A 25782-nucleotide genomic window follows, 5' to 3' on the forward strand; every position below is an offset into this window, starting at 1 on the left:
AACTCAGTTAAGTGTTTAAAGCTCTTGTGGTTTTGTTTCAGCTTAAAGATCCTCAATTCGCCTACAAAGGTCTGCGATTAGACTACAATTTCAGGAGACAGGCTTTATAATTTTGCTTTATCAAAAAAAAACATTTTAAAATTATGATACAGCAAAATAGAATCTGGTTTATCACCGGAGCATCAAGAGGTTTCGGACGCATCTGGACTGAGGCAGCATTGGAGCGTGGTGACAAAGTGGTAGCCACAGCAAGAAAACTGGAAAGCATTGCCGATTTTAAAGAGAAATATGGTGATAACGTACTTACTTTAGCATTGGATGTTACGAATCCTGAGCAGGTAAAAGAAGCCGTACATAAAGCCCACCAGCATTTCGGGAAGCTGGATATTGTACTGAACAACGCAGGATATTCGCTGGTAGGAACCATAGAAGAGGCAGGTGCAGATGAAATCCGTGCTTTATATGAAACCAATATTCTTGGTCCCGTAAGTGTTATTAAGGCGGTATTGCCAATCATGAGAGAGCAGGGATACGGGCATATTCTGGGGACATCAAGCAATCTCGGACACGTTACATTACCCGTCATTGGGTATTACAGTTCTTCCAAATGGGCTTTTGAAGCAATCCATGAGAGTCTTGCAGAAGAGATTAAGCAATTCGGGATAAAGGTAACCATTATAGAACCGGGAGCGTATGCTACAGAATTTGGAAGTCAGGACTCACTGAAGTTTTCTCAGAACATGGAGGTGTACAATGACTTTAAAACAGAATTTATAAAGACCATTCAGTCTTATGAGAAAGGAGATCCTAAAGCGACACCAGAAGCGCTCTTTAAAATGGTAGATGCTGAAAATCCACCGTTGCGCTTTCATCTGGGAAGTCATAATCTTCCTTTGGTGAAGTCTGTATATGCAGAAAGAATCAATCTCTGGGAAGCCTGGGATGAAGTTTCCAGTGCAGCGCAGGGATCATAACAAACAGTAACAGCCGGTTATACAATTATAGCCGGTTTTTTGTACCTTTAAAATACCAATTATGAAAAAGACAAATCAAACTCCTTTCAAATTTGAATCGTTATCAGAGGCCAGCAGGTTTTTCGGACTGCCAACCCCCAAGCATCCTCTCATTAGCTTAATGAATGGGGCACACAATCTGGTGGCAACAGATAAACTGTCTCAAAAACATGTGTTGAGTTTCTATAAAATATCCTATAAACCCAAACTGGAAGGCAGAATAGAATATGGACAAGGCTATTACGATTTTAATGAAGGCGGACTGCTCTTTGCAGCACCCGGTCAGGTGATAGGAGGGAACGGAAATAGTGATACCGTTTGTTCACAATACTCTCTGCTCATTCATCCTGACTTCTTTCTGGGATATCCCATCGCCAGGAAGATCAGGCAATATGGTTTTTTCTCCTATTCTACGAAAGAAACCCTGCACCTTTCTGAAGAAGAGAAAAATACAGTACTTTCTATTTTCAATTTTATTGAATCTGAACTCAACAGCCGTATTGACGACTTCAGCCATGATGTGATGATCTCTCAGATAGAACTGCTTCTTACCTATGCCAATCGTTTTTATAAGCGCCAGTTTATTACCCGTAAAGCTACCAGCAGCAGCCTACTGCAAAAATTTGAAGATTTGCTGGATGGATATTTTAAAGATGAAATGTCTCTTAATAAAGGAATACCCACGGTAAGTTATTTTGCAGAAAATCTACATCTTTCACCCAGTTACTTAAGTGATATGCTGCGTTCCTTAACAGGGCAGAGTACTCAGCAGCATATTCATGACAAACTGATCAGCGAGGCAAAGGAAATGCTTTCCACCACCAGCCTGTCTGTGAGTGAAGTGGCATATGCACTGGGGTTTGAGCATTCCCAGTCGTTCAGTAATCTATTTAAAACAAAAACCAAGCTTTCTCCTTTAGAATTCAGGAAGTCTTTCAATTAATGGTTTGATTTTATTGGGATTAAATTAACGGTCGAGTCTGTAAATAAATTCCTCAATCTCCGTTTGTCTGGCATTGGCAAAGCCTTTATCTGTACCTACTTTTATAAAACCACAGTTTTCCAGCACCTTTTGCGAGCCGAAATTATCAAAAGCTACCCGTCCAAAAATAGGCCTTGTGGTTTCAAGGGTGAGAAAATCTTTCAATGCTGTTGTGGCAACCCCTTTTCCCCAGAAAGGTTTATCAATCCAATAGGTGATTTCTGCATCCCCTTCCATGATAAACTTGGCAATGCTTCCGGCGATCACATTATCGGCCATAATAGTCTGATTGTTGATGTTAGGATCAGCCAGTAATTTTGTGAATTTCGCCAGATAGGCTTCTTTATCGGTGGAATCTTTTGACATAAAGGCGGCCAGATGCCTGGCTTCAGGATCAAGCTGAAATTCAAAAAGAATATCCAGATCAGCCACTACGGTAGGCCTGAGTTGTATTTCATAACTACTGTTTTTCATTGTAATGGGTGTGTTGGTTGATCTTCAAATATAAAACTTATTTAAGCTTTCTGCATTGTAGTCTAATCTTTAAATCTGAGAAAAAGCCGAAGATTTTTAAAACTAATGTGTACTTACTTTACGCAAGAATATCCTCTAAAGTTTACTTAAGTGTTTTAAGGATTTTATGACTCTTGTGGTTTTATTTACGCGCAGATCACACAGATTTTCACAGATGTTTGTGGTTTTTATCTTAATAAATGAAGAAACAGGTTCGCAATAAGTCAGCTTTATTCTTTTACCCCTTTCCGAAGCCCTTCTAGCCACTAATACAAGTGGCTAGACCCTCTTTGATAAGGGCCTCGACCCCCTTGTGTAACACCCTTTACCCCCTTATACAACCCCCTATACCCCCTTACCCAAGGGGGGAGATCCCCTTACTTAAGAGGCTAGAGCTACTTGCTCAAGGGGGTAGAGGCTGTTCGGAAGTCCCTGGAGAGGGTATGATAAGTGGCTAGAGCCCCTTAGATAACGGTCTGGATGTGGTTTATAGGTTTCAGGACACACTTATATCATTGTCGATATACACTTATCCAAGTGTCTGTAGACAGTTCTTTAAGTGGTAAGAATGACCAGGGAAGAAACTGAAGATATTTCTGTAAGTGGTTCCGGACACTTGGGTAAGCGTTGCAGATTATTTTTGAAGGCGGTGCAGGCAGTTTGGAAAATCATTCCGGATACTTACCCAAGTGTCCGGAGGCTCTTTGAAAGTGCCTTCAGCCTTTGTATTTGAATTCTATGTTTTTTATGAAAGTGCTGAACCAGCGTGGTTAATAATACTCAAATACTCTTTCTGTTTTTTGTTGTATTGCTCCCTGATCATCTGCTAATTCTTCATAAATGGAGTTGGCTTGCGGATCAAGTTTTACATTTTTATAAATGAGCTTAGATTTTTTTTGCTTAGTGGCATCTTCAAGAAGTGTTTCACTTCTCATTTCATTGATGTAAGTGTAAAAAATAGTGCTGTTAACCGGCGTTTCAAAGAAATTTCCGGTTTCTTCTGTTTTTATAAGACGGTTATTTTTGTCAAAATAAAACAGCTTGCTAAGAGATATATTGTGAGCAGAATCATTTGAAACTCTTTTGTACAGAGAATCCGAAACTTTTTCAAAATAGCCTGTAGTTTCTATCTTCTTATTTCCAGGATTAAAGGCTTCAAAATAGCGTTTGGCCTTGTCCTTTGAATTATAAGTGATGATCTTATTGATAGACCTTTCATGAGAAGGTCCGCTTTCGATAGCATTGTAATATTCTATTTTAGTCAGAAAACCCTCTTTGTCATAATAGGAAATGTTTTTATAGATATTCTCCGGTGAATAAGTAATGATCTCTGTGATGGTTTTGGGATGCCCGAAATAGTTAGAAAACTTCAGGTCATTAATGATAGATTTTTCCTGACCACTTACAAGAGCATATAACAGAATAAACAGATAGCTAAGTTTTGTTTTCATTTTGTAAGTGTTGAGGTGTTCTATAATTTTCGCTAAGTGTCAAATATAGGCAACTCTCTTCAATATTGAGAAATAGGGCAGGATTTTGTTGAAATAGAATCTCCAAGGTGGTGAGACTTTTAAAAAGTATTTGATATTTACTAATTCTCTTGAATTTTAAAAATTTTTCTCTTAAAAAATTAAAATATAAGATAAAATTTTTAAATTGGAAGTTGAAAAATTAATTTGGAATAATGGCAGATAATTTTATACATAGCGCAGAGAGAATGCGAGATAGTAGTAATATTTTACACCTTAATAAAGACTTTCATAACTCTTGTTATATGGCTGGTTATGTTGTAGAATGCTATCTGAAAATTTTTATGAATTTTTCATTACCGATTCCTAGTTCTAATCCTCGATCCTATGGTCATAATATAAATCAATTAAGCGCAGATCTTTACTATGCTGCTACAAGTGCAGCGTCAGCTTCTGCCTATCGTAGCTATATTATTGATGTACATACTGAATGTAACAATATTATTAATACATGGAATCCTATAAAAAGATATGAAGATAATCCAAATGCTTGGGATGAAACGATGTCTATTAACTTTCATCAGGAAAAGGAAAAGTGTTTTGATATACTTACTAAAATGACAATTGATAATGTAATTTAAATAATAATGAATAGTTTTGATGATATAAAGAAAAAAGTTGAATTGGTAACTTGCGAAATTGTACAGCAAGGTAGCGCATATATTGTGTGTGATATTCATGCAAGATTCTCAATATACTTACTAAATCCTGATCCAACTTACCCTATTATTTTGAAAGATAGGCTTAATGAAATTATTGAAAGAATTGTTGAGATCGGCAAAGATGGTTTTATTTATAATGATATCAATCATCCTAATTACTTGCCACCCTTTAAATTAAATGACTGTGTTTGGTACGTAGATAGACACGTAGGTCTACAGAATTGGGATTTAATGAACAAATATTCTAGTGAAATTCCTATTATTGCTTTTTATTCATTTAAGGGAGGATTAGGAAGGACAACTAGTCTCGTTTTAACAGCAATTCAATTAGCAAGACAAGGTAAAAAAGTAGCTTTATTAGACTTTGACTTGGAAGCGCCTGGATTAGCAAGTTTATTTTCTAACGATTTTCCTGATATAGAACAATTTAAAGGTGTTACAGACTTTATTGTTGATATAATGGCTACTAAATTTGAGTCAGATAAGTTAGAAATTGGCAATTATTACTATAATATTAATAGACAAGAAATTGTAGGTAACTTGGGAGGGGAACTTATGATATTTCCTGCTGCATTAATGAATGAAAATGAGAATTCATATTTGAGTAAATTCTCTAAAGTAAATGCAACTTTTCAAAATAATCAAGCTTCTCCAATAGATATATTATTAGAAAGTATTGAAAAAGACCTAAAACCAGATTTCATCCTTATTGATACACGTACAGGATTAAATGATTTAGGAGGTTTATTTTTAACAAGATATGCAAGTAAATCTTTTTTGTTTTTTTATGGAAACCGCCAGAATATGTTTGGTTTAGAGTCTATTCTTCCAAAAATTAAACAACAAAACCTGAAGTTTTATTTAGTAAATTCTCCAGTACCTGCATCTCCTCTTGCTGAAGATGAACGAAACTATTTTCTACAACACTCTTATAATTTATTTAGTGATTTATATTATGAAGATGACTCGCCATATATAAATGATGAAACGGCTCCACATTATCCAATAGAAGTACCATATAATAATTTAGCAGTACTTCTAAATAATTCAGAGAAATTAAAATCTTTGGTTGAAGAAAATTCTGGAAATAATGTTTATAAAACTATGTCATCTCTTATATATGAGGAAAAACAAGAGATAGTGCCACAAGAAGAAATAACAGCCGAAATTGGAAAAGAACTTCTAGAAGGCCTTGCATCAATTTCTCCTGAAGGCTCGTCAGCTGCTGAGTATGAATTTCATACTTCCGAAGACTTATTAAATAAATTTTACCCTCGAAAGGATTATAAATTTATTTTTGATAGAAATAAATATCTAATTCTAGGTGAAAAAGGAGCTGGCAAAACAGCTTTGTATGCTGTTCTTTCAAATAAAGAATTTGCAATTGACTTGGCTGCATATTGTGAAATAAATGATGGTGAAATGCAATCTTCAACTTGGATAAAGGGGTTAGATAGAACTTCAGATTATCCATCAGAATCTGTTTTTGAAAGTATTATGGGTGAAGACCATAAAACCTTAAGAAACTTTTGGAAACTTTTACTATTAAAATCCATTAAAAAAAGCAAGGACAATATTGTTTATCAAGAAGACTGGAAAGAATTTATTAATAATGCCAGGACTTTTGATCCATTAGATATTGATGATGAAATTAAAAAAATATGTTCTGATTTAGAAATAGAAAAGACTTATATAACTGTTATTTATGATTATCTTGATGTATTAATACGTGAGGAAAGCGATTCTCGAGGAAGAATTTTAAGTGCTTTAGTAGAAGTATGGAGAAGTATACAAACATATCAAAGTAGACTTAGCACAAAAATATTTATGAGAAACGACATTTTTGAGCGCGAAGTGAATTTAACTGATAAAGTAAAGCTTAATAATCATATATCTACTATTAGTTGGGATTATGATCAATTATTAAATATTGTCTGGAAAAGGGTATGGCAAACTAATAAATTGCCACTTTGGATGAAGCATATGATTAGCGATAGGTCAGAATCAATTAATAGTTTAGGAATTATCCCAGAATTGGTTGAACAAGATAATAGGAAATTGTTAGAACGGTTATTAGGTCAATATATGGGAGGAAATAATAAAGCTTTTCCTTATAATTGGATATTATATCATGTTAGCGATACTAAAAAACAAATACAGCCAAGAAGTTTATTGAACTTATTTGGTGAAACCGCTAATGTACAAATTCAGAATAAACAATTTACGGGTGATTATCCGTTAAGACCTGCAAGTATGGAAATGGCTATGTCTAAGGTATCTACCCATAGAGTACAAGATATAAAAGAAGAATATCCAATATTAAAAGGGATTTTTGATAATTTGAGTAATTATCATCAACAATTTCCTATAGAAGAATCAACTCTTGAAAATGCTTTAAGTAAACTCGTTGATGCTACACCCGAACTTAAAATTTTACCAATTCCAGAAATAAAAAAAAGATTAGAAGATATAGGAGTATTGTATGAATATAAGTTTACACCTAAAAACAAGGAAAAAAGATACCATATTCCAGATTTATATTTAATTGGTATGGGCCTCAAAAGAAAAGGTCCAGGTGCGCATAAAGCATTGTTTGGGAAAAAATAATTCTTTTATAATTATCTGTAAATATTTAGTATTTATAGTTAATGAAGCATAAAAAAAATCTTGACATTGTCAGGATTTTTTTGCTTTAATTTCTCTAATGTCGTATTTTTTTTCTTTAATTGGTTCATTAGGAAAGAAATCCTTAATGGAGCAGCCTAATGCTATAGCAATTAAATTCAAGTGAATTAAATTATATTTAGCTTTTTTAGACGGTGCTTCTATCTGTGAAATAAATCCAATATTCTTTCCTATCGAAAGAGATAGTTCTTCTTGAGTAACTCCTTTTGTCTCACGTATTTCTTTTATACGTTTTATAACAAATTTCTCTATTTCATCTAATGATTCATTCATAATTCAAAGTGAATGAAAAACAATAAAAATAATTATGTACTATAGTACATATTTTAAAAATTGTTTTATATTTGTGCAATAAGCTACAATAAAGTAGCTTTGCGATACTTCAAAAAATTATAGAAGCTATTGCTTAGGATCTTGTACTAGAAAACTGGTAATTTTTAAACACACAAGACGATAAGCAGGAAGCTCACGACCTAGGCGTGGGCTCTCTTATCTGTGTGTTGGGTATACCAGTACCTCTAGTTCAGATATTGTAGAGTTCCATGCCGTTTTATTTCATGTTGTTCTCTTTTTCTACAATCATCATTTCTAAGTCGCTTTATCACATAAAGTATCATGATATATTACAATGGATTGTACAATCCATTGTGGCTTCATGCTTTAACGGAATACAGATTTATATTATAATATTTAAAAAATACAAACATGAAAAAGACAAGCACACATTTTGAACCTCAGCTTTGGAAAGGCGGTAAGAAGCGTTCCGGGTTACAGCTGATGGAGAACTTTTACCAGTTCAATGATCTGGCATCTTCTAAAGAGAAGTTAAACAGCATTATGAGTTACGCCGTAAAGCGAAATAGCTGGATCAATGAAGATCCATCGGTAGTTTTTCAGTTTCATCAGGCGGTACGGTCGTTTGTGCGTGCGTGCTACCTCATCCATTTAGAAGGAAAGAAATGGGTTGCAGATCCTCTGCTGGAAAATCCTTCTCCATGGGTTCTCGGCTTGCTTTCGGAGAAAGAATACCAAAATCCAGTGTTGGTTTTTAAAAAAGCATTCAAAGAATACAGCGTCAAAGAGTTTGATTATTTTATGTCCGGGATGGTCTATTTCTCAATGGGAGCCTACGATAAACTTCCGGAAACAAATCTTGTTAATCCATATTTGCACCTGCTGAAAATGCTGGATGCGGGGCATCTTATGCTGGAAAGGAGAGGAAAGTAGGAGTTGGGAGCGTGAGGCTGGAAGATGGAAGTCATTGTAAGGTGTAGTGATAGCTGGTTGGTATGGATACCTATTAATTTCAAGGCTGTCATTCTGAACGAAATGGAATGTAGTGAAGAATCTCATATATTTCCAGGGAGATTGTTCCTTCGTCAGAATGACAATGTTAAGCTAAGGATTTAACGCAAAGGTTTACTAAAATTATTATTCTATTACAAGGGAGCAAAGCTGGAATCAATTTCATTGATTTTTCTAAGCGGACGCATAGCCTTACAGCTTCATCTGCGACTTTGTTGCCCTCTTAGCTTCCTTTTTAATAAACGGATTGAAAATTTTCTTTGCGTTTAAAGAAACAAAAGACTGGAAGATAGTTGAGAAATGTAGTGAAGAATCTCATATATTTCCAGGGAGTTCTTCCTTCGTCAGAATGACAATACTAAGCTAAGGATTTAACGCAAAGGTTTACTACTATCATTATCTTATTATAAGGGAGCAAAGCTGGAATCAATTTCATTGATTTTTCTAAGCGGACGCATAGCCTTACAGTTTCATCCGCGACTTCATTGCACTCTTTGCTCCCTTTTTAATAAACGGATTGAATATTTTCTTTGCGTTTTAAAGAAATAAAAGGCTGGAAGATAAAAGTTATTTTAGGCCGCATACAATGACGTTTTTTAGATAAAAATAGAAAACTCCTGAAACAGAGCATACTACTGATGATATTCTTTGTATTTTTAGTACGGCAACAAAGGCGAAGAAAGCATTGGTCTTTCAATTCGAAATATTGTAAACAAATAGAAAATGAACAGCAAAATAATACAATCCATCTTTGGCTTATCTTTTACCTTACTTCTTCTTTCCTGTTCGGGAACAAAGAGCGCTGTTGAGGTTGAAAAGCTGAAAAGAGATTCACTCTATACCGAAATTCAGCGAATCGGTTTGGAAGCAACCAGGAATAACAATGTTCCCGGAGTAGCCATAGCTGTTATTCAGAATGGAAAAATAGTCTGGACACAATGTATAGGGTTTGCTGATAAAGAAAACCAAAAGCCGGTAACCACAGAAACCATTTTTAATGTAGGTTCTGTTTCTAAAATGGTATCTGCATGGGGATTGATGCAACTTACAGAAAAAGGGCTTGTAAACCTGGATAACCCAGTAAATGAATACCTGACCCGCTGGAAATTACCCGTTTCCCAATATGATATATCAAAAGTTACTCTGAAGCGTATTCTCAGTCATACGGCAGGGCTTTCGGTACATGGTTACGGAGGTTCTGAACAAGGAACAAAATTGTTGAGTCTGGAAGAATCTCTTTCCGGAAAGACAAAAAGAAACGGAGAAAGTGTACGTTTAATAAGCGAGCCGGGAACACAGTGGGAGTATTCAGGCGGTGGCTACACATTAGCACAGCTGATGCTGGAAGAAAGAACGAAGGAGAAATTTGCAGATTATATGAAAAAGAATGTTTTCAACCCTTTAGGATTGAATCATACTACATATGAATGGACTGAAGAAATGATGCAAAATTCTGCAACAGCTTATGATGCTTCGGGTAAACCTATAAAGAACAGAATATTTACAGAACAGGCTGCAGCAGGATTGCAAACAACAGTTTTGGACCTGGCGCATTTCGCAGAACTGTCACTAAACTATGAACAAAGCCAACCACATAAAGTGTTGAAACCGGCAACCGTACAATTGATGGAGAAACCTGTTTTACCATTTTCTGATAAGGGAAAAAGCGGTCTTGGATATAGGTTCATGAATTATGAAGGGCTTGAAACAGTAGGGCATACCGGAGAAAATGAAGGCTGGAGCGCTGGCCTGTTTATGCATTTTCCCACAAAGAGCAGTATTGTAATTCTCTGTAATGGCTCAAACGGAGATCGTGTTTGGTTCCCAATCTATCAGAGCTGGGCCAAAAGAATAAAAGCAAATTGAAACAGAGTTCTGTAATAAAAAATCCAGAAAATTGTTTTCTGGATTTTTGTATGATGGCTTAGGAGATTTATTTCAGGACTTTGTCGTAGATCTCATTCAGCAGATTTTGTCTCATTTTTGAATTTCTTTGATTGAGAAGGATGATGATTCCCCATTTTTTTGCCCTGTTGTAGCAGATGATGGAAGATTGGCCCATAGAATCGCCGGACTTCAGATAAATGGTGTTCTGATCATCAGTGCTAATGGTAAGACCTAGTCCCATTTCTCTTTTTTCATCTTTATAGTAGAGCTTTTCTGTTAAAAGTGCGGCATCAGATATTGGATTTCCGTTGGTAAGAACAGCTTTCAGATAAGTGATCATATCCGAGGCATTAGATTTTACCAATCCTGCTGATGCTGTAATGTTCCACTTGAAAAATTCCTGAGCACCGCCATTGGGATTATATCCGGCTGTAATGTTTTTTACATTGAAATCCTTTGTCAATGTGTTGGTCATCTGCAGAGGAGTGATTATTTTTTCACGAATTATTTCATCATAGCTTTTACCGTACACTTTTTCCAGTATTTGTCCAAGCAGCGTATACCCAATGGTAGAATAACGGTATTTGCCATAATCAATGAGTTCACTGCAGTTGTTGACAATGGAAGTCAATGTATTTTCTGTGACGCTGCTTACAGGCTGCTGCGGATTCTGTTCTATTAATTTGGCGAAATCTATATCTGGTAAGCCAGACTGATGAGAAGCCAGATCTGAAATTTTGATTTTGTTTTTAAGATTTTTCTGTAAAATATATCCTTTAGGCAAATAGTTGTCGATATAATCCTCCGGTTTTAGCTTTTTCTCGATAACGGCCTGGGCAATTAAATTTGAAGTCAGAATTTTAGTAATAGACGCAATTTCAAATATGGAATTCTTGTTAATGTTAACAGAACTTTCTTTGCTCAGTTTTCCATAAGCCGTGTAATATTCCTCATCATTACTGATCAACCCGACACTGATTGCCACGTCCGGATTTTTCTGATAATTGTCTTTGATGATGGAATCTATTTTTTTGGAAATATTCTGTCCAAAAGTAAAAGTACTGATCAATAATAGTACTGCTAGAAAAGTGAATGAAGTTTTCATTGTATCGTTATTTTAATGGTTAAAAATGATTTCGATACAAAGATGTGGAAGTGCTTACATCTAGGCGACCGAATAAAAGTATTCGGCCTCATTGGTCTGAAAAAATACGTTCGGGTAATGTAAGATAAGAGTACGAGTAATTACAAAGCGTTGTTTTGTAGTGTGTTGCGGTATTGGGTAGGCGTGTTTCCTGTATGCTTTTTAAAAGCAGTATTGAAGGAAGATTTTGAATTGAAACCTACTTCATACAGGATTTCCAGAATGGTTACTTTATTTTTTGTAGTGTCTTTTAAAATATTCATCGCATGCTCAATACGATATGTATTCACAAAATCGTAAAAATGCTGTCCTAATTGATGGTTGATAAGAACAGACAATTCACGAACGGGAATTTCAAGTTCTTTTGAAATATCCTGTATGGTCAAAGAAGGATTAAGAAACGGCTTTTCTTCTGCCATGAATTTCTTCAGTTTCAATAATTCTTCATTGTGTACATTTTCATTAACGGCTTCGGAATTATTATTTTTTTCCTCAGAAATAATATCGGAAACAAGCTTTAATTTGGAATCAATATTTCTGAAAAGACCAGGGTTATTCAATGCTTTGTACAGATACCAGCAGACAATAAAAAGCTGAAGGACCAATGCTCCTATTTTTATCCATTCTGAGATGTACAGATAATCCGAAAACTTGAAAATATTCTTCAAAAGAGCTATGGAATATAAAATGGTGAGTACAACCGTAAACTGGAAGAGCCAGTGGTAGGAATTGACATGGGTACCGGCATTATTTTCAAGGTAGAGCTTTTTGGCCTTTCTCAAAAGCAGAAATACAGCAGTAAAATAAACAATAACCTGAATATGAAACAGAATATGATTGAACTGAAGCTCTGTCATATGCTGACGATTGACAAGAAAATCAATTTTAGAAGCGGTATCTACAGCATAAAAACGAGGCAGCAAAACAATATTTACAATTAAAAACGGAAGGAGATGTATGAGGTATTTAGGTTTGAGCCTAAAATCAGAATAGCAAACAGACAGTACATACAGATAGAAAACAGGAATCTGTAAAAATGCAAATGTATTTCTCAGCATTCCCAGATTGGAGGGACCGTTAGAAATTGAATTCCATAAAGGATCGCTCACATCTATTGCAGTAAGGATAAGGAAAAAAGCAAAAAGACGATTACTGGTTTTGTGCTTTGTTTTAACTGTAAGTAAAAAAAATACAAGAAAGAATGAAACGAACAACGAGATTATCGTTACAAGACTTAATAAATTCATTTTATCCATTCATAATGCTTTATGTTCTGTATTTTGATCCAGGTTTTACTTTCGTAAATATAATTATTTAAAATAATTTAAAGAATATTGTTTGTGCTTATGCAGTATGATGTAACGCAAAGATTTTATAATTTAAATATCATATTCTAAGGGAGCAAAGACGGAATCAACTTCATTGATTCTTTCTAAGCGAACATATAGCCACATAGCTTCATCCGCGATTAACTCCCTTAATCATAAACCGCTTGAATTAAGGAATATACAAAAGGCCGGAAGCTGGAGGAAGGAAGCGGGGAGTTGTTTTTAGTTGTAGCGACTTATAGTCAACAAAACAGGCGACTTTTGGTTTTAGTGTCATTGACTACGTCGAATCTTTGATTTCTGAATACAGACTAAAAGTCTGCGAACATAGTTCAGGAATGTATGAAGAATCTCAGATGTCTACTTATCAATAAGATTCTTCCTTCGTCAGAATGACAATTCCTCGTTAGAAATCTAAGATTTGAGGTAGTCAATAATAGAGATAAAGTTATCATTTTAAAAAATACAACTTAAAAAAACACAAACAAGTATTCTTTATGACGATCATAACTTCCTCCTTCCAGCTAGCTTCCTGCTTCAAAACAAAAAAAGCCTTTCAAGATCATTGAAAGGCTTTTTTATTATTTCAAAATTTGCTGATCATAAAGAATATGGTCATCTTCATCAAAACTTATGATCAGTACTTTATATTGTTTGGCACTGTCGTTATTGAAGAATTTAATTCTTGGCGGAACGTAGTCGCTGTCAAATAAATTAGGGTTCCAGTAAAGGGTTTCTCTGGTGTCATTTTCAATTTTTGCCGGAGCATCTTCATCTATCATTTCAACAAGAAACTCTGAAGGTTTATCATATCCTTTGATGATGGCTGAGTTGTTCTTTGGAACTTCTTTTTCATTGGTTTTAGACTTCATATTGCCTTTCATGGTGTATATGGCTACGGCATCACCTATTAATCCTGATCCCTTAATAATTTTTACCATTGCAATATTACTTACAGGAAGGGACGAAATCATTGAACCATCAGTAAGTACCTCATCTAAATACAGCTTAGCCTGCTGGCCGCGGATGTAAGGCACGTTTACGCCTGAATTATTTCTTTGAAGTGTTAAACCTGCTGCTTTTCCCTGCAGCCAGTCTAGTATATTAGTATATGCTGCGGCATGCTGGTCTTCATTCACGAAGTCGAAGACTGTAGAATTTACAGAACTGAACATTCCGGTGGACAGTTGTTTGTCTAATTCTTCTTTTGGGTCTTTCTTTTTTCCTACCAATGCTACTTCCTGAATCTGGATATCATTACCTTCTATTTTTTTATAGTTTTTTTGAGTATTGATCGCTCTGGAAATTGCTGGGGGAAGGGTTTTATTTTTAGCAGATTTTATCAGTGTATATTTTGTACCCGGGAAGCTGCCTTTAAATTCTGAAGGAGTTACCAGCGGTTCTACGGTGACAAATAAATTATCAGTATTTGATTCTTTATTTTCTGAATTTACAAATAAGGAAACTTTTACAGGTTCATCATTATTGAGATTACTCAAATAGACATATCCGTTTTGATCTGTTTTAAATTGATTGAAAGCAGGTTCATTTTTCCCTAATTGCAATACTAAATTTACATCGGAGTTGATCAGCAGAGCATTATTTTTAATAGGTTTTATTCTGTAAGAAAGATATTGCTGAGATTTGGTTTTAATGATGGGGGCAGTTCCGCTGAGTACGGAATTCCAGTCGAATCTCTTCCAGCTTTCAGAAATAAGCAGAGCGTCCAGTGCTTCACTATTGGCATTTTTGGAAAAATATTGTGCCGGGCTGTCTATTTTTGAAGTAAAATCTCCCGTTAACCACAGTCCGCTAAGGATATTATCTTCTTCCGGAGTTGAGGTGCCGCCATCTTCACTCACCAAAACAGTATAATTTTTAAAATAAGATTCCGGAGAAAGATCAATGCTGTTGAAAGCCCTTGGAGTTTGTTTTAAGCTCTGGGCTATGATTTCTGCTTTTTCAATCTTTAAATCACCGGGTTTTATAAAGCAAAGCCTTTGGGCCACAAGATTATCCTGCTCATCAAAAATGGCCAATTGCAAAACACCGTTGGCCCCGTTGCTGATTTTTGTGGGAATAAGACTTGAAGCCTCATTGGTTAAATGGTTGATATTTGCTCTGTACGCAAGATGGTTATTGATAAGTCCTACAATTTTATAACCCTGGAGCTGTTGTTTCAGATTAACGCCTTTTAAAGTGTATTTAATTCCTTCTTTAGAGCTGGAAATATCGACATTCAGACCGCTGTCAGCAACCTGTGGCAGATCTATTGTTTGGCTTTTTCCATTGTTATCCTGGATGACGGCCTGGTATTTTTTTCCTGATACCGGAGTTATTCTAAAGGAAGCAACATTCTTATCGAAAGATTTAAATGTAGTGATAGGAGTTTTTGGATTTTGGGCATCAATTATTTTTCCGGTCCAATTTTCCGGTAAAGAAGAATTGCCGGATAATCTTACGGCAAATTTGGTAGGCATTCCGTTAATGAAAGTTCCGCCTTCCGGAAAGGCTTTTGCAGACCAGTCAGAATTTTTAGCAATCACTAATGATTCTGTGGAGTTAGGGTTGTAAACCGGAAGGGTTTTAACAATCTGAAAATCTTCGTTAAAATTGGTCATGTAAGGCGTATAAGCTCTCACAAAATAAACCTGTTCAGGAAGGTCTTCTTTCAGTTGGAAATCCCCGCTGCCTTCACCATTGGTAAGAAGTACCGTTTTCCAGTCTATTAATTTTTTATCAGAATTGTACAATTCAACAAATAGAGTAGTAGATAATGCAGAACGGTTATATCCGTCAAATACGAAACTTTTAAACCAGATTTTGTCACCAGCGGCATATTGGGATTTGTCGGTAAGTAAGTATACTTTCTCCTGTTCGTAATTATTCTCAAGATTGGTAATTGCTTTCTCCAATTTAGTTTGGGCCAGTACAGGCTGTACCATAGAAATAAGCAAAACACAGAATATATTTTTCATAAAAATCTCAGCGCATTTTAATTCTGGGCTAATTTAATCATTTAAAGACTTCGGAAAGGTTAAAAAACTGATATTTATCCAATTTAAAGAATATTAGTTTCAGATTGTGATTCACTGGTTATTAACTGCAAAACTGTTGGTGGTCTTTATCGGAAAACTATGCTGATAAAGTGGTTTAATCAAGGAAGAGCACCCGTGAATTGTTCGTGTTTTATCAATAAAATGAGATGTGGTAGGTGAAATTCACAAATAAATCCTACCTTTAATTAGATGAATTGGAGACGCTTATAGGTACATGGGAAGCAATTCCGGTGTCGGCAAGATAGTTGTACTCAATGAACAACCAAAACAAAATACAAACTATGAATGTACCGTTAAAAAAAGATGATCATTTTAAAAATGAAGGTATCGATAATTTCGGTTCGGACGTTTTAAAAGGCTTGTCCGCTCATCCGAAAAAATTATCTTCAAAATATTTTTACGACAAAACAGGCGACCGCCTTTTCCAGCAGATTATGGCCATGCCGGAATATTATCTTACCAATTGTGAGCTGGATATATTTCAAAATAAAACTGAAGAACTCGCAAAAGCAATTTCCAATATCAATGAATCTTTTGATCTGATAGAATTAGGAGCAGGTGATGCGATGAAATCCTCTTATCTTCTCAAAAATTTAGTAGAGAAAGGAACAGATTTTACTTATATGCCTATTGATATTTCAGGAAATATTCTTTCCGTTTTGCAGGAAAACCTGAAGAGAAAATTGCCGGGGCTGGAAATATTACCGCTGGAAGGGGAGTATTTTGATATGCTTGATAAAGCCACCGGTATTTCAAAAAAGAAAAAAGTAGTCCTTTTTTTAGGCGGAAATATAGGGAATATGGAAAGTGAGGAAGCCAGACATTTCTGTAATGAAGTGAAAAGAAAACTGAATGCCGGAGACTTATTTCTCGTAGGTTTTGATCTTAAGAAAAATCCAAACACGATTCTTGCCGCATACAACGATTCAGCAGGAATTACCGCTTCGTTTAATCTTAATCTTTTGACAAGAATCAACCGGGAACTGAAAGCTGATTTCAAGATGGAAAATTTCCAGCATTATCAAAATTATGATCCGATTTCGGGAGCCTGCAGGAGTTTTCTGGTAAGTCTCTGTGATCAGGAAGTTCATGTGGGAAACCGTTTGTTTTACTTTAAAAAAGATGAGCTGATTGATATGGAAATTTCTCAGAAATTTTCTGAACAGGATATTAAAAAGCTGGCTGGAGATTCGGGATTTCATATCCTTGTTGAAATTAAAGATGCAAAAAACTGGTTTGTAGATTCTATTTGGATGGTCTAATTTAAAATGATTTTTTATGAATAAAGATGCAGCACTGGCAAAAGCAAATTCTCATAAAAACTGGATAAAAAAGTACTCGGAAATCCGAAATCATTCCGTTGAGATTTGCAGCCCTTTGGAAATTGAAGATTATGTGGTTCAGCCTATAGTGGATGTAAGTCCTCCGAAATGGCATTTAGGCCATACCACCTGGTTTTTTGAAACCTTTATATTGCAGCCCAATTTTCCGGAGTACGAAGTTTTTGATCCTCAGTATAATTTTGTGTTCAACAGTTATTACGAAACCATTGGAGCTCGTGTTATCCGTACCGACAGAGGAAATCTCAGCCGTCCTTCCGTTTCAGATGTTTTTAAATATCGTGAATATGTAGACCGGAAGATGGATGAATTTCTTCATAACGGATATCTTACAGAATCACTGGAATCTCTGTTGGAATTAGGTTTAAACCACGAACAGCAGCACCAGGAACTGTTACTGACAGATATCAAATATATTTTAGGCCACAATCCTTTATTTCCAGCTTACAGAAAAAAAGATATTTCTAAAAAGGAAAGCGCTGGAAACTCAGAAATGATTAATTTTTCAGAAGGAATTTATGAAATCGGTTTTAAGGGTGAAGGTTTCTGTTTTGATAATGAGCTCGGAAGACACAAGGTGTATCTGAATGACTTTACTATTGGCAGTCAGTTAGTAACCAATAAAGAATACTTAGAATTTATTGAAGCCGGGGGGTATAAAGATTTCCGCCATTGGCACGCTGAGGGCTGGGACTGGGTGCGACAAAACAATGCAAAATCCCCCTTATACTGGCATTTCATTGATGGAAAATGGATGAATTATACTTTAAACGGTTTACAGGAAATCGATCTAGAGGAAGCGGTCTGCCACATCAGTTTTTTTGAAGCTTCTGCTTTTGCTTCATGGAAAGGAAAACGCCTGCCTACTGAAGCCGAATGGGAAGCCGCATCAGAATATTTTGACTGGGGAAAACGCTGGGAGTGGACAAATTCCGCCTATCTTCCATACCCTGGATTTAAAAAAGAAACAGGAGCTGTGGGGGAATATAACGGGAAATTTATGGTGAATCAAATGGTACTTCGCGGTGCTTCAGTAGCCACTCCGCCCGGACATAGCAGAAATACCTACCGGAACTTTTTCCAGACCCATTTGCAGTGGCAGTTTACCGGAATCAGACTTGCACAATAATTTTGCCTATGATTACAGTTGAATCGGTTTCAAAAAGTTTTAACGGGAAAAAAGCGGTTGATACTATTTCTTTTCAGGCTAATGATAAGGAAATTCTGGTGCTCTTGGGAACAAGCGGATGCGGGAAAACAACCATGCTGAAAATGATAAACCGCCTCATCGAAGTAGATTCCGGGAATATTTTGATTGACGGTAAAAATATTCAGTCACAAAAAGTGGAAGAGGTACGCATGGGAATTGGTTTTGTCATGCAGCATTCCGGATTGTTTCCCCATTACACTATTCAGCAGAATATTGCAGTCATTCCCGATTTACTGAAATGGGATAAAAAAAAGACTGTTGGAAGAACACTGGAATTATTACATAAGCTTCATCTTTCAGAAGAGGTACTTACTCGGTTTCCAAACGAGCTAAGCGGCGGACAGCAGCAAAGAGTGGGAATTGCCCGTGCTTTGATTGCCGATTCGCCTGTTTTGCTGATGGATGAACCGTTCGGAGCGTTGGATAATATTACCAAAACCGATATTCATGCAGAATTCAAATCATTGGAAGAGCTTAAAAATAAAACGATTATTCTGGTTACCCACGATGTTCAGGAAGCATTCGATCTGGGTCATAAAATCTGCCTGATGGATCAAGGGAAAATTATTCAGACGGGAACTCCAAAAGAAATGCTTTATCAGCCGGAAAATGATTTTGTTAAAAATTTCTTTGCTAGAAGCCGGCTTTTACTGGAGTACAAAGTGGCCAGACTGAAAGATATGATACCTCTGATTGATGGCCGTCGTTTCTATGAAGAACTTCAGTTTTCCGAAAATACAGGTTTATGGGATGCTCTTCAAAAATTGAGTGCAGATACTTCACTTTCCGAAGATTATGAAAATCTGGTTAAAGCTTTTAATGAATACCGAAAATCCCAGACTGTATGAGTGAGCTAAATTTTTGGCAGTTTATCACAGAGCAGCATGAGAAATTGCTTACTCAGGTTGTACAGCATCTGGGACTCACTTTTTTGTCTCTGTTTCTGGCGATCATTATTGGTGTACCCTTAGGAATTTTAATTGCCCGAAAAAGAAAATTATCAGGTTCTGTTTTAGGAATTGCAGGGATTTTGCAGACTATTCCCAGTATCGCATTGCTTGGTTTTATGATTCCCGCATTCGGAATTGGGGCTACTCCGGCCATTGTTGCGTTGTTCATATATGCGCTTTTACCCATCATCAGAAATACCTACACCGGAATTACAGAAGTAGATCCAATGGTCATTGAAGCTGCAAAAGCAATGGGAATGAACAGGAAACAACGGCTTTTCAAAGTTGAATTTCCTTTAGCGATGCCTGTCATTATTGCGGGAATCAGAACGGCGGCAGTCATCAATGTCGGAGTGGCAACATTAGCTTCATTTGTTGCGGCCGGAGGATTGGGAGAATTTATTTTTGGCGGAATTTCCCTCAATAACACCAATATGATTCTGGCGGGAGCTATTCCGGCGGCGTTATTGGCTGTTCTTTTAGATCAAACCATTGCCGTTTTACAGAAATTAAGTTATCAAGCTGTAAAGAAATTAAAATATACCGTTCCCGTTATATTGGCAATTATTGGGGGCATTTATCTTTTGACTTCCGTTTCTGATCATAAGCTTAAAGCAGGCTTTACGCCGGAATTTATGGGACGGCAGGACGGTGATCTTGGACTTCGCTCGGTATATGGGCTGGATGTACACCCTTTGGTTGTAAGTGATGCCATTATGTACAAAGCAGCCTACGAAAAAGATTTGGACCTCATCAGCGGATATTCTACAGATGGCAGAATTAAGGCTTTTGATCTGTATGTTCTGGAGGATGACAAGAAGATTTTTCCTCCTTATTTTGCAGCGCCGGTAATAAAAACAAAGACACTGGAAAAGTTTCCCGGATTGGAAAAAACATTGAATCTGGTATCGGGGAAATTCAATGATTCCATAATGACAGATCTGAATTATAAAGCTGATTATCTTAAACAGACTCCTGAGAAAATTGCCAAAGACTTTTTAATAAAAACAAACTTATATAAAGATCCGCGCAAAGGAAATTCCCAAACGATAAAAATCGGGTCAAAAATTTTTGGTGAACAGTATATTCTTGCCGAAATTTACAAAATGCTCATCGAAGGCTATACCAATTATAAAGTGGAAACGAAAACAGGGCTTGGCGGAACGAAAATCTGCTTTGATGCTCTTATGAATGATGGGATTGACTTTTATCCCGAATATACAGGAACCGGACTGCTGGTCTTGCTGAAACCTTCGGCAAAAACGATAGAAGAAGTCTCTAAAAGTCCGGCAAAAACATTGGATTATGTCAATCTGGAATTCCGGAAACAATACGGAATTGAATGGCTGAAACCACTTGGTTTTAATAATGCGTATGCTTTGATGATGCGGAAGAAACAGGCAAATGAACTTAACATTAAAAATATTTCAGACCTGAAAAATTATCTGGATTCAAAATAATGACGTTAAACATGAAGTATAATTTTGACGAAATCATAGAAAGAAGAGGAACTCATTCCGTAAAATGGGACTGGGCAAAGGCAGATATCTTACCTATGTGGGTGGCAGATATGGATTTTAAAACCGCTCCGGAAGTGATTCAGGCTATCTATGAAAAGGTTTCTCATGGAATTTTCGGATATGGTACGATTCCTAAAGGGTTTCATGATTCGGTGATTGATTGGTGGAAAACGAATCACCATTTTACCATAGAAAAAGACTGGCTTCTGCCTGCAACGGGAATTCTTCCTTCACTTTCGGCCATCATTCGTGCTTTTGTGCAACCTGACGAACACCTGTTTACAATCATTTTTTTACCATTTTGGAAAATTATGGGTGTCATATTGTCTGCAATGAATTGAAGTACGAAGGAGGAAATTACACCATTGATTTTGATGATCTCGAAAAGAAAGCTTCCGATCCCAAAACTAAACTTTTGTTGTTCTGTAATCCGCATAATCCGGTGGGAAAAGTCTGGACAAGAGAAGATTTGGAGAAAGTAGCTGACATTTGTTCACGGAATAATGTGATAGTGGTTTCTGATGAGATTCATTCTGATTTGATTTTTAATAATCACCGGCATATTCCGTTTGTTTCGGTAGCTCAGCATTATAATCTTCAGTCGGTGACCTGCGGTTCTCCATGTAAGACTTTTAATTTTTCAGGACTACCGGTATCATATCTTATTTCCCGGGACAAAAATATATTGGAGCAGACCAAAAAAATGCTGGAACTTCAGGAAAACAGTTATCCTAATCCAATTGCCATGGAAGCCTTGATTGCGGCTTACACAAAAGGATATGAATGGGTAGCTGAACTGAAAGACTATCTGTATCAGAATTTTATATTCCTGAAAAATTTTTGCAATGAATATCTGCCTGAAATCAAAATGATTCCTTTGGAAGCGACCTATCTGGTTTGGCTGGATTGCCGTTCATTCGGTAAAACCTCTGATGAATTGTCAAAAATTCTTCTGATGGAGGGTAAAGTTTGGCTTAATTCGGGGACGATGTATGGTAAAAACGGGGAAGGTTTCCTGAGAATCAATATTGGCTGTCCAAGACAGCTTCTGACGGTGGGTCTGGAGCGGCTGAAAAAAGCTTTGAAGGAATGAAACGGTAATCCATATCAATTAATAATACAGTAAGCGCCAGTTTTTAAAATTGGCGCTTACTGTATTTAGATAACCTCGCTCTCGGCTTGATTGTTTTTACAAATTGTCAGAGTATGAATGTGTTGAGCTTTAGAATATTATGGAGTATTGAAAAATACATGTCGTAATAGTGAATTAAATAAAACTGTGCAGTAAATTAAAATTTCAGACAGAAGAAAATAATCAATATTGAGTGAAAAAAGTAGGTTGAAAGAATATTTTTGTTATTTTTATAAAATAAACTAATACATGTAAATAAATGAAAATTATTCATATATAAATATTTATTAAAAAATAATATCTTAAAAATAATCCATTTTAATTTTAATAATACAATAAATCCTGTTCGGTAGCAAAAGTATCTTTCTATGTGCTGAAGGCAATGTATTATTGAAAATAGACACGGAAAGAATTAAACTTTAACCATACCTTAAAACCAAATTATTCTTATGGAAAAACAACACAACCACACGCATGGCTGCACCCATTGCTCTTGCCACAATCCTGTTTTAGATGTTCTTAAAGAAGAACTTTTCAGTGCAGAAAATCTGACGAAAATAAATCCCGGTTCCGGAAAAGCGACCCACGAAAAACCACAAACGCTGATGATAAGCGGAGGTACTATTCTGCCAATGATTGGTGGATCTACTGGTACCGTTGAAGCCATTGGAATTGCTGACGGGAAAGTTGTTGTAACCGGCAGTGAATCAGATGTAAACGATTATATGGCTGCCAATCACTCAGGATTTCTGCTCAAAACATTAACGGCAACTCAAACTTTACTCCCTGGATTGATTGAGCCTCATGTTCATATGATTCCTACGGCAATGATGACCGGCTGGCTAGATTTGAGCCCTTTTGACGGGCAGAATTTAAAAGCGATATATGATTTAACTTCTGTAGGATCAATCATAAACGCACATATTCCTAAAATTCCCGGAGCTGTTATTTTAGGAAGAGGATTGGATCCGTCATTAATGCCTTTTAAGGAAACTGATGGAAAAAAGGAATTAATTACGATTGATAATGTAATACTTGATACGATTAATCATGATATTCCTATGATGCTGTTAAGTGCCTCTATGCATACCCTTTATCTGAATACTAAGGCATTAGAGTATGTATTTGATCACAATCCGGATATAAAGAACGAGTATAAAACTGTTGACAGGTATATCAGTGAAACAAAAGGCCAGCTACAGGAAGGTTTACAGATGACTCCTGCATTGAAGACCATAAAGCTGCAGATCATTGCGATGAGCATAGAGATCAATCGTTATCTTACGGAGCTTTTTCAGACTGCCAATTCAAGAGGTGTTACTTTTATGTATGATGCCGGACTGAATAAAGGATCAGAAATCCTTTTAACCAAATATTTTGAGACTCATCCTGAAGTGGTAAGAACAGGCGGAGCGTATCTTTGTTCTAATCAGGAAGATGTTGATAACCTGGAGCCATATAAAGTACCGGAGCATTATAAACCTGTATATTATGGACATATTAAAGTCGTTTCAGATGGTTCAAATCAGGGATTAACCGGTTATCAGAGTGCTCCATATCTGTGCAATCCTGCCAATAATACAGGTGTATTTAATTTTCCACAGACAGGTATTCCTGCCCATACAATTCCGCCAAGCTATAATACATTGATCAATACTGTGGTGGCTGGAAAAGGCTGGCCGCTAATGGTTCATGCCAATGGTGATCAGGCAGTAACATTTGCCATCAATGCTTATCAGCGTACTCTTGCTCAATATAAAGGCCCGGAGCTTCGTAACCGTATAGAACATTGTTCCCTTCTTACAGCAGATCAGATTACCAATATGCTCCAAATGGGGGTTTCGCCAAGTTTCCTGATCGGACACGTAGGCTATTGGGGATATGCTTTTAAAGAAGTGATATTTGGTGAAAAAGCACAAATGCTTGATCTTTGCGGATCAACGCTTGCTGCCGGAATGAGAATTACCCTTCATAGTGATAATGAGGTAAGCCCACTGGGACCTTTGAGAATGATGGAACAATCGATTACCAGAATTATGGAAAAGAATCCAAAGGATATTGATGTTTTAAATGGTGCTGAACGCCTTACTCCCGAACAGGCTCTGATTGCGGTTACTTATGATGCTGCATGGCAATGTTACGCAGACAAATGGGTAGGATCGCTGGATAAAGGATACTTTGCCGATTTTGTTATATTGGAACAGAACCCTCTTTCATTAAATACACCTTCATTACAATATATGAAAATGCGGGATATTCTTGTATTGGAAACCTGGGTAGGCGGTATTCCTGTTTATGTGGATGATAAGAAAGCAAAAGTAGTGACTGAGAAAGATATGCTCTTTTCAGACAACTCATAACTGCTTCTGAGAATAAATAGTTGCTGATCAGATAACAATCAGAGCAGAAATAATCTGCTCTGATTTTATTTTTTGCTTAATGATAAATACCTTCTAAAAACAGCATATACCTTCCGGGCTGAAATTCTCCATATGAAAACAGATAGATTACATCATTCTTTTTCAGATAATGAACCTCTAATCCCTCTTCAGATACATATTTTTCAATGAAAGTATTTCTTACATTAAATTCACTTTCTCTGACAATGGTTTCAAAACTTTCATCATCTATTTCTTTTTTTAAATCTCTTAACGGACTGTTGTAAAAATCAATCAATTTGATTTTCTGATTTTCAATTTCAAAAATTTCTTTTAGGCATTCCTGTTCATCGCCATCAAATAATTTCTGCCTGGTTATTTCGTTTTTTCTGATCATGCTGAATTACTTTATCGTTGTATATTTTTCTTTGTTTAATGATTCTTCAATATTGATTGTTTTAATCAATATTGAAAGGCGCCATATCTGATTTTGCACCAAGATATTCTATTTGAAAATAATAGGTTTCATCTTGTTTGACATTAAAATTGGCTCCTTTAAAATCGAGAAACAAGTCATTCTCTATTTCTTCAAGTTTCGCTTTTAACATAAGCTGAGCAAATTTTCCTGGTTCAATAGAAGTTAGATTGGTAACATTATTTATAGGAGCCATATAGCTGATTCCTTTATGTAATCTATCCTTATTTTTATCATATAAATACACTGATTCTCTTACAAGCCCACCCGTATTATTAGACAGGTTCAGTTTTAAAATTTCTTCGGATATATTAAATATATTTACATAGAATATGAATGATTCTCCATCCTTTTCTATTTCTGCATTTATTTTAATCATATGGATTTTTAATTACTAATTCTATATGATATTCTTATCTCCATGAATTCATTTTGTAATTTGAAAAGTTAATTTTCATATCCTCTATCCTGTCTTCAAGAGCTTTAATACCTGTATTCAAATACATTTCTTTTTCAGAGTCATCCAGAATATAAATGATATCAAATCCTGGGCTGGGATTGGGAATAGGAACAGATAATTCAATATTGCTGTCTTCTTCAAAAACATAATATTCCCAGTCTTTCTTTTCTAATAGTTTCTTTTTATTCATTTTAATTTTTCACATATAAA

The 25782-nt window shown here is 35.9% G+C and carries 23 protein-coding genes; 14 read left to right on the plus strand and 9 right to left on the minus strand.

The window, feature by feature from the left end:
- Positions 1 to 143: 143 nt before the first annotated feature.
- Complete coding sequence (locus tag SFA27_RS07715; RefSeq protein WP_264517476.1) at positions 144 to 974, plus strand: SDR family NAD(P)-dependent oxidoreductase; 831 nt, start codon at positions 144 to 146, stop codon at positions 972 to 974.
- A gap of 61 nt (positions 975 to 1035) precedes the next feature.
- Positions 1036 to 1956 carry a helix-turn-helix domain-containing protein gene (locus tag SFA27_RS07720; protein ID WP_407297429.1) on the plus strand — a complete coding sequence of 307 codons (921 nt, stop codon included), beginning with the start codon at positions 1036 to 1038 and terminating at the stop codon, positions 1954 to 1956.
- 24 nt (positions 1957 to 1980) lie between these two features.
- Here the strand turns inward: SFA27_RS07720 and SFA27_RS07725 are convergent, their stop codons facing one another.
- Entirely contained in the window at positions 1981 to 2469 is a 489-nt protein-coding gene (locus tag SFA27_RS07725; protein ID WP_407297431.1) for a GNAT family N-acetyltransferase, read from the minus strand.
- 607 nt (positions 2470 to 3076) lie between these two features.
- Between SFA27_RS07725 and SFA27_RS07730 the strand changes: the two genes are divergently transcribed.
- Positions 3077 to 3241, plus strand: coding sequence for a hypothetical protein (locus SFA27_RS07730; RefSeq protein ID WP_407297433.1), 165 nt, complete (start codon positions 3077 to 3079; stop codon positions 3239 to 3241).
- A gap of 37 nt (positions 3242 to 3278) precedes the next feature.
- On the opposite strand, the gene SFA27_RS07735 is transcribed toward SFA27_RS07730, so the two are convergent.
- Positions 3279 to 3959 (minus strand): hypothetical protein, encoded by a 681-nt coding sequence (locus SFA27_RS07735; protein WP_407297435.1) that lies wholly within the window; start codon positions 3957 to 3959, stop codon positions 3279 to 3281.
- 233 nt (positions 3960 to 4192) lie between these two features.
- Between SFA27_RS07735 and SFA27_RS07740 the strand changes: the two genes are divergently transcribed.
- A complete protein-coding gene (locus SFA27_RS07740; RefSeq protein WP_407297437.1) occupies positions 4193 to 4618 on the plus strand; it encodes a hypothetical protein in 426 nt (141 codons plus the stop codon).
- A gap of 6 nt (positions 4619 to 4624) precedes the next feature.
- Positions 4625 to 7306 (plus strand): P-loop ATPase, Sll1717 family, encoded by a 2682-nt coding sequence (locus SFA27_RS07745; RefSeq protein WP_407297439.1) that lies wholly within the window; start codon positions 4625 to 4627, stop codon positions 7304 to 7306.
- 69 nt (positions 7307 to 7375) lie between these two features.
- On the opposite strand, the gene SFA27_RS07750 is transcribed toward SFA27_RS07745, so the two are convergent.
- Positions 7376 to 7657: a helix-turn-helix domain-containing protein gene (locus tag SFA27_RS07750; RefSeq protein WP_407297441.1), complete on the minus strand. Its 282-nt coding sequence runs from the start codon at positions 7655 to 7657 to the stop codon at positions 7376 to 7378.
- 432 nt (positions 7658 to 8089) lie between these two features.
- On the opposite strand from SFA27_RS07750, the gene SFA27_RS07755 reads away from it, so the two are divergent.
- Both SFA27_RS07755 and SFA27_RS07760 read left to right on the plus strand, forming a co-directional pair.
- Positions 8090 to 8611 carry a hypothetical protein gene (locus SFA27_RS07755; RefSeq protein WP_407297443.1) on the plus strand — a complete coding sequence of 174 codons (522 nt, stop codon included), beginning with the start codon at positions 8090 to 8092 and terminating at the stop codon, positions 8609 to 8611.
- Between the two features lie 801 nt (positions 8612 to 9412).
- Entirely contained in the window at positions 9413 to 10555 is a 1143-nt protein-coding gene (locus tag SFA27_RS07760; RefSeq protein ID WP_407297445.1) for a serine hydrolase domain-containing protein, read from the plus strand.
- Positions 10556 to 10622: 67 nt separating this feature from the next.
- Here SFA27_RS07760 and SFA27_RS07765 read toward each other — a convergent pair whose 3' ends face one another.
- The 3 genes from SFA27_RS07765 to SFA27_RS07775 all read right to left on the minus strand — a co-directional run bounded on the left by SFA27_RS07765 (position 10623) and on the right by SFA27_RS07775 (position 16026).
- The gene (locus SFA27_RS07765) at positions 10623 to 11681 is read right to left on the minus strand and encodes a serine hydrolase domain-containing protein (protein WP_407297447.1); all 1059 of its coding nucleotides are present in this window, start codon (positions 11679 to 11681) and stop codon (positions 10623 to 10625) included.
- Between the two features lie 140 nt (positions 11682 to 11821).
- Complete coding sequence (locus SFA27_RS07770; protein WP_407297449.1) at positions 11822 to 12976, minus strand: helix-turn-helix domain-containing protein; 1155 nt, start codon at positions 12974 to 12976, stop codon at positions 11822 to 11824.
- 653 nt (positions 12977 to 13629) lie between these two features.
- Positions 13630 to 16026: a hypothetical protein gene (locus SFA27_RS07775; RefSeq protein ID WP_407297451.1), complete on the minus strand. Its 2397-nt coding sequence runs from the start codon at positions 16024 to 16026 to the stop codon at positions 13630 to 13632.
- Positions 16027 to 16388: 362 nt separating this feature from the next.
- Between SFA27_RS07775 and egtD the strand changes: the two genes are divergently transcribed.
- The 7 genes from egtD to SFA27_RS07810 all read left to right on the plus strand — a co-directional run bounded on the left by egtD (position 16389) and on the right by SFA27_RS07810 (position 24619).
- Positions 16389 to 17369 (plus strand): L-histidine N(alpha)-methyltransferase, encoded by a 981-nt coding sequence (gene egtD / locus SFA27_RS07780; RefSeq protein ID WP_047378150.1) that lies wholly within the window; start codon positions 16389 to 16391, stop codon positions 17367 to 17369.
- 16 nt (positions 17370 to 17385) lie between these two features.
- Positions 17386 to 18576: an ergothioneine biosynthesis protein EgtB gene (gene egtB, locus SFA27_RS07785; protein WP_407297453.1), complete on the plus strand. Its 1191-nt coding sequence runs from the start codon at positions 17386 to 17388 to the stop codon at positions 18574 to 18576.
- A gap of 8 nt (positions 18577 to 18584) precedes the next feature.
- Positions 18585 to 19505: an ABC transporter ATP-binding protein gene (locus tag SFA27_RS07790; protein ID WP_407297455.1), complete on the plus strand. Its 921-nt coding sequence runs from the start codon at positions 18585 to 18587 to the stop codon at positions 19503 to 19505.
- Entirely contained in the window at positions 19502 to 21067 is a 1566-nt protein-coding gene (locus SFA27_RS07795) for an ABC transporter permease/substrate-binding protein (protein ID WP_407297457.1), read from the plus strand. Before SFA27_RS07790 ends, SFA27_RS07795 begins: the two co-directional genes overlap by 4 nt.
- Before the next feature lie 11 nt (positions 21068 to 21078).
- Positions 21079 to 21468, plus strand: coding sequence for a hypothetical protein (locus tag SFA27_RS07800; RefSeq protein WP_407297459.1), 390 nt, complete (start codon positions 21079 to 21081; stop codon positions 21466 to 21468).
- The gene (locus SFA27_RS07805) at positions 21429 to 22220 is read left to right on the plus strand and encodes a MalY/PatB family protein (protein ID WP_407297461.1); all 792 of its coding nucleotides are present in this window, start codon (positions 21429 to 21431) and stop codon (positions 22218 to 22220) included. The genes SFA27_RS07800 and SFA27_RS07805 overlap by 40 nt, the downstream gene beginning before the upstream one ends.
- Positions 22221 to 22708: 488 nt before the next feature.
- Complete coding sequence (locus SFA27_RS07810; RefSeq protein ID WP_407297463.1) at positions 22709 to 24619, plus strand: amidohydrolase; 1911 nt, start codon at positions 22709 to 22711, stop codon at positions 24617 to 24619.
- A gap of 76 nt (positions 24620 to 24695) precedes the next feature.
- On the opposite strand, the gene SFA27_RS07815 is transcribed toward SFA27_RS07810, so the two are convergent.
- The 3 genes from SFA27_RS07815 to SFA27_RS07825 all read right to left on the minus strand — a co-directional run bounded on the left by SFA27_RS07815 (position 24696) and on the right by SFA27_RS07825 (position 25762).
- The gene (locus SFA27_RS07815) at positions 24696 to 25034 is read right to left on the minus strand and encodes a hypothetical protein (protein ID WP_407297465.1); all 339 of its coding nucleotides are present in this window, start codon (positions 25032 to 25034) and stop codon (positions 24696 to 24698) included.
- A 61-nt stretch (positions 25035 to 25095) separates the two neighbouring features.
- The gene (locus tag SFA27_RS07820) at positions 25096 to 25491 is read right to left on the minus strand and encodes a hypothetical protein (RefSeq protein ID WP_407297467.1); all 396 of its coding nucleotides are present in this window, start codon (positions 25489 to 25491) and stop codon (positions 25096 to 25098) included.
- A gap of 34 nt (positions 25492 to 25525) precedes the next feature.
- Positions 25526 to 25762 carry a hypothetical protein gene (locus tag SFA27_RS07825; RefSeq protein WP_407297469.1) on the minus strand — a complete coding sequence of 79 codons (237 nt, stop codon included), beginning with the start codon at positions 25760 to 25762 and terminating at the stop codon, positions 25526 to 25528.
- Between the last annotated feature and the right edge of the window lie 20 nt (positions 25763 to 25782).

This window comes from Chryseobacterium sp. HR92, from assembly GCF_045689405.1.
In the GTDB taxonomy this organism is placed as follows: domain Bacteria; phylum Bacteroidota; class Bacteroidia; order Flavobacteriales; family Weeksellaceae; genus Chryseobacterium; species Chryseobacterium viscerum_A.

Coding starts and splice junctions, on each gene's coding strand:
- SFA27_RS07720 (WP_407297429.1), top strand. CDS start 1,036: ATGAAAAAGACAAATCAAACTCCTTTCAAATTTGAATCGTTATCAGAG.
- SFA27_RS07730 (WP_407297433.1), top strand. CDS start 3,077: ATGACCAGGGAAGAAACTGAAGATATTTCTGTAAGTGGTTCCGGACAC.
- SFA27_RS07755 (WP_407297443.1), top strand. CDS start 8,090: ATGAAAAAGACAAGCACACATTTTGAACCTCAGCTTTGGAAAGGCGGT.
- SFA27_RS07770 (WP_407297449.1), bottom strand. CDS start 12,976: ATGGATAAAATGAATTTATTAAGTCTTGTAACGATAATCTCGTTGTTC.
- SFA27_RS07760 (WP_407297445.1), top strand. CDS start 9,413: ATGAACAGCAAAATAATACAATCCATCTTTGGCTTATCTTTTACCTTA.
- SFA27_RS07790 (WP_407297455.1), top strand. CDS start 18,585: ATGATTACAGTTGAATCGGTTTCAAAAAGTTTTAACGGGAAAAAAGCG.
- egtB (WP_407297453.1), top strand. CDS start 17,386: ATGAATAAAGATGCAGCACTGGCAAAAGCAAATTCTCATAAAAACTGG.
- SFA27_RS07750 (WP_407297441.1), bottom strand. CDS start 7,657: ATGAATGAATCATTAGATGAAATAGAGAAATTTGTTATAAAACGTATA.
- SFA27_RS07735 (WP_407297435.1), bottom strand. CDS start 3,959: ATGAAAACAAAACTTAGCTATCTGTTTATTCTGTTATATGCTCTTGTA.
- SFA27_RS07800 (WP_407297459.1), top strand. CDS start 21,079: ATGAAGTATAATTTTGACGAAATCATAGAAAGAAGAGGAACTCATTCC.
- SFA27_RS07820 (WP_407297467.1), bottom strand. CDS start 25,491: ATGATTAAAATAAATGCAGAAATAGAAAAGGATGGAGAATCATTCATA.
- SFA27_RS07825 (WP_407297469.1), bottom strand. CDS start 25,762: ATGAATAAAAAGAAACTATTAGAAAAGAAAGACTGGGAATATTATGTT.
- SFA27_RS07715 (WP_264517476.1), top strand. CDS start 144: ATGATACAGCAAAATAGAATCTGGTTTATCACCGGAGCATCAAGAGGT.
- SFA27_RS07725 (WP_407297431.1), bottom strand. CDS start 2,469: ATGAAAAACAGTAGTTATGAAATACAACTCAGGCCTACCGTAGTGGCT.
- egtD (WP_047378150.1), top strand. CDS start 16,389: ATGAATGTACCGTTAAAAAAAGATGATCATTTTAAAAATGAAGGTATC.
- SFA27_RS07745 (WP_407297439.1), top strand. CDS start 4,625: ATGAATAGTTTTGATGATATAAAGAAAAAAGTTGAATTGGTAACTTGC.
- SFA27_RS07765 (WP_407297447.1), bottom strand. CDS start 11,681: ATGAAAACTTCATTCACTTTTCTAGCAGTACTATTATTGATCAGTACT.
- SFA27_RS07810 (WP_407297463.1), top strand. CDS start 22,709: ATGGAAAAACAACACAACCACACGCATGGCTGCACCCATTGCTCTTGC.
- SFA27_RS07815 (WP_407297465.1), bottom strand. CDS start 25,034: ATGATCAGAAAAAACGAAATAACCAGGCAGAAATTATTTGATGGCGAT.
- SFA27_RS07795 (WP_407297457.1), top strand. CDS start 19,502: ATGAGTGAGCTAAATTTTTGGCAGTTTATCACAGAGCAGCATGAGAAA.
- SFA27_RS07740 (WP_407297437.1), top strand. CDS start 4,193: ATGGCAGATAATTTTATACATAGCGCAGAGAGAATGCGAGATAGTAGT.
- SFA27_RS07775 (WP_407297451.1), bottom strand. CDS start 16,026: ATGAAAAATATATTCTGTGTTTTGCTTATTTCTATGGTACAGCCTGTA.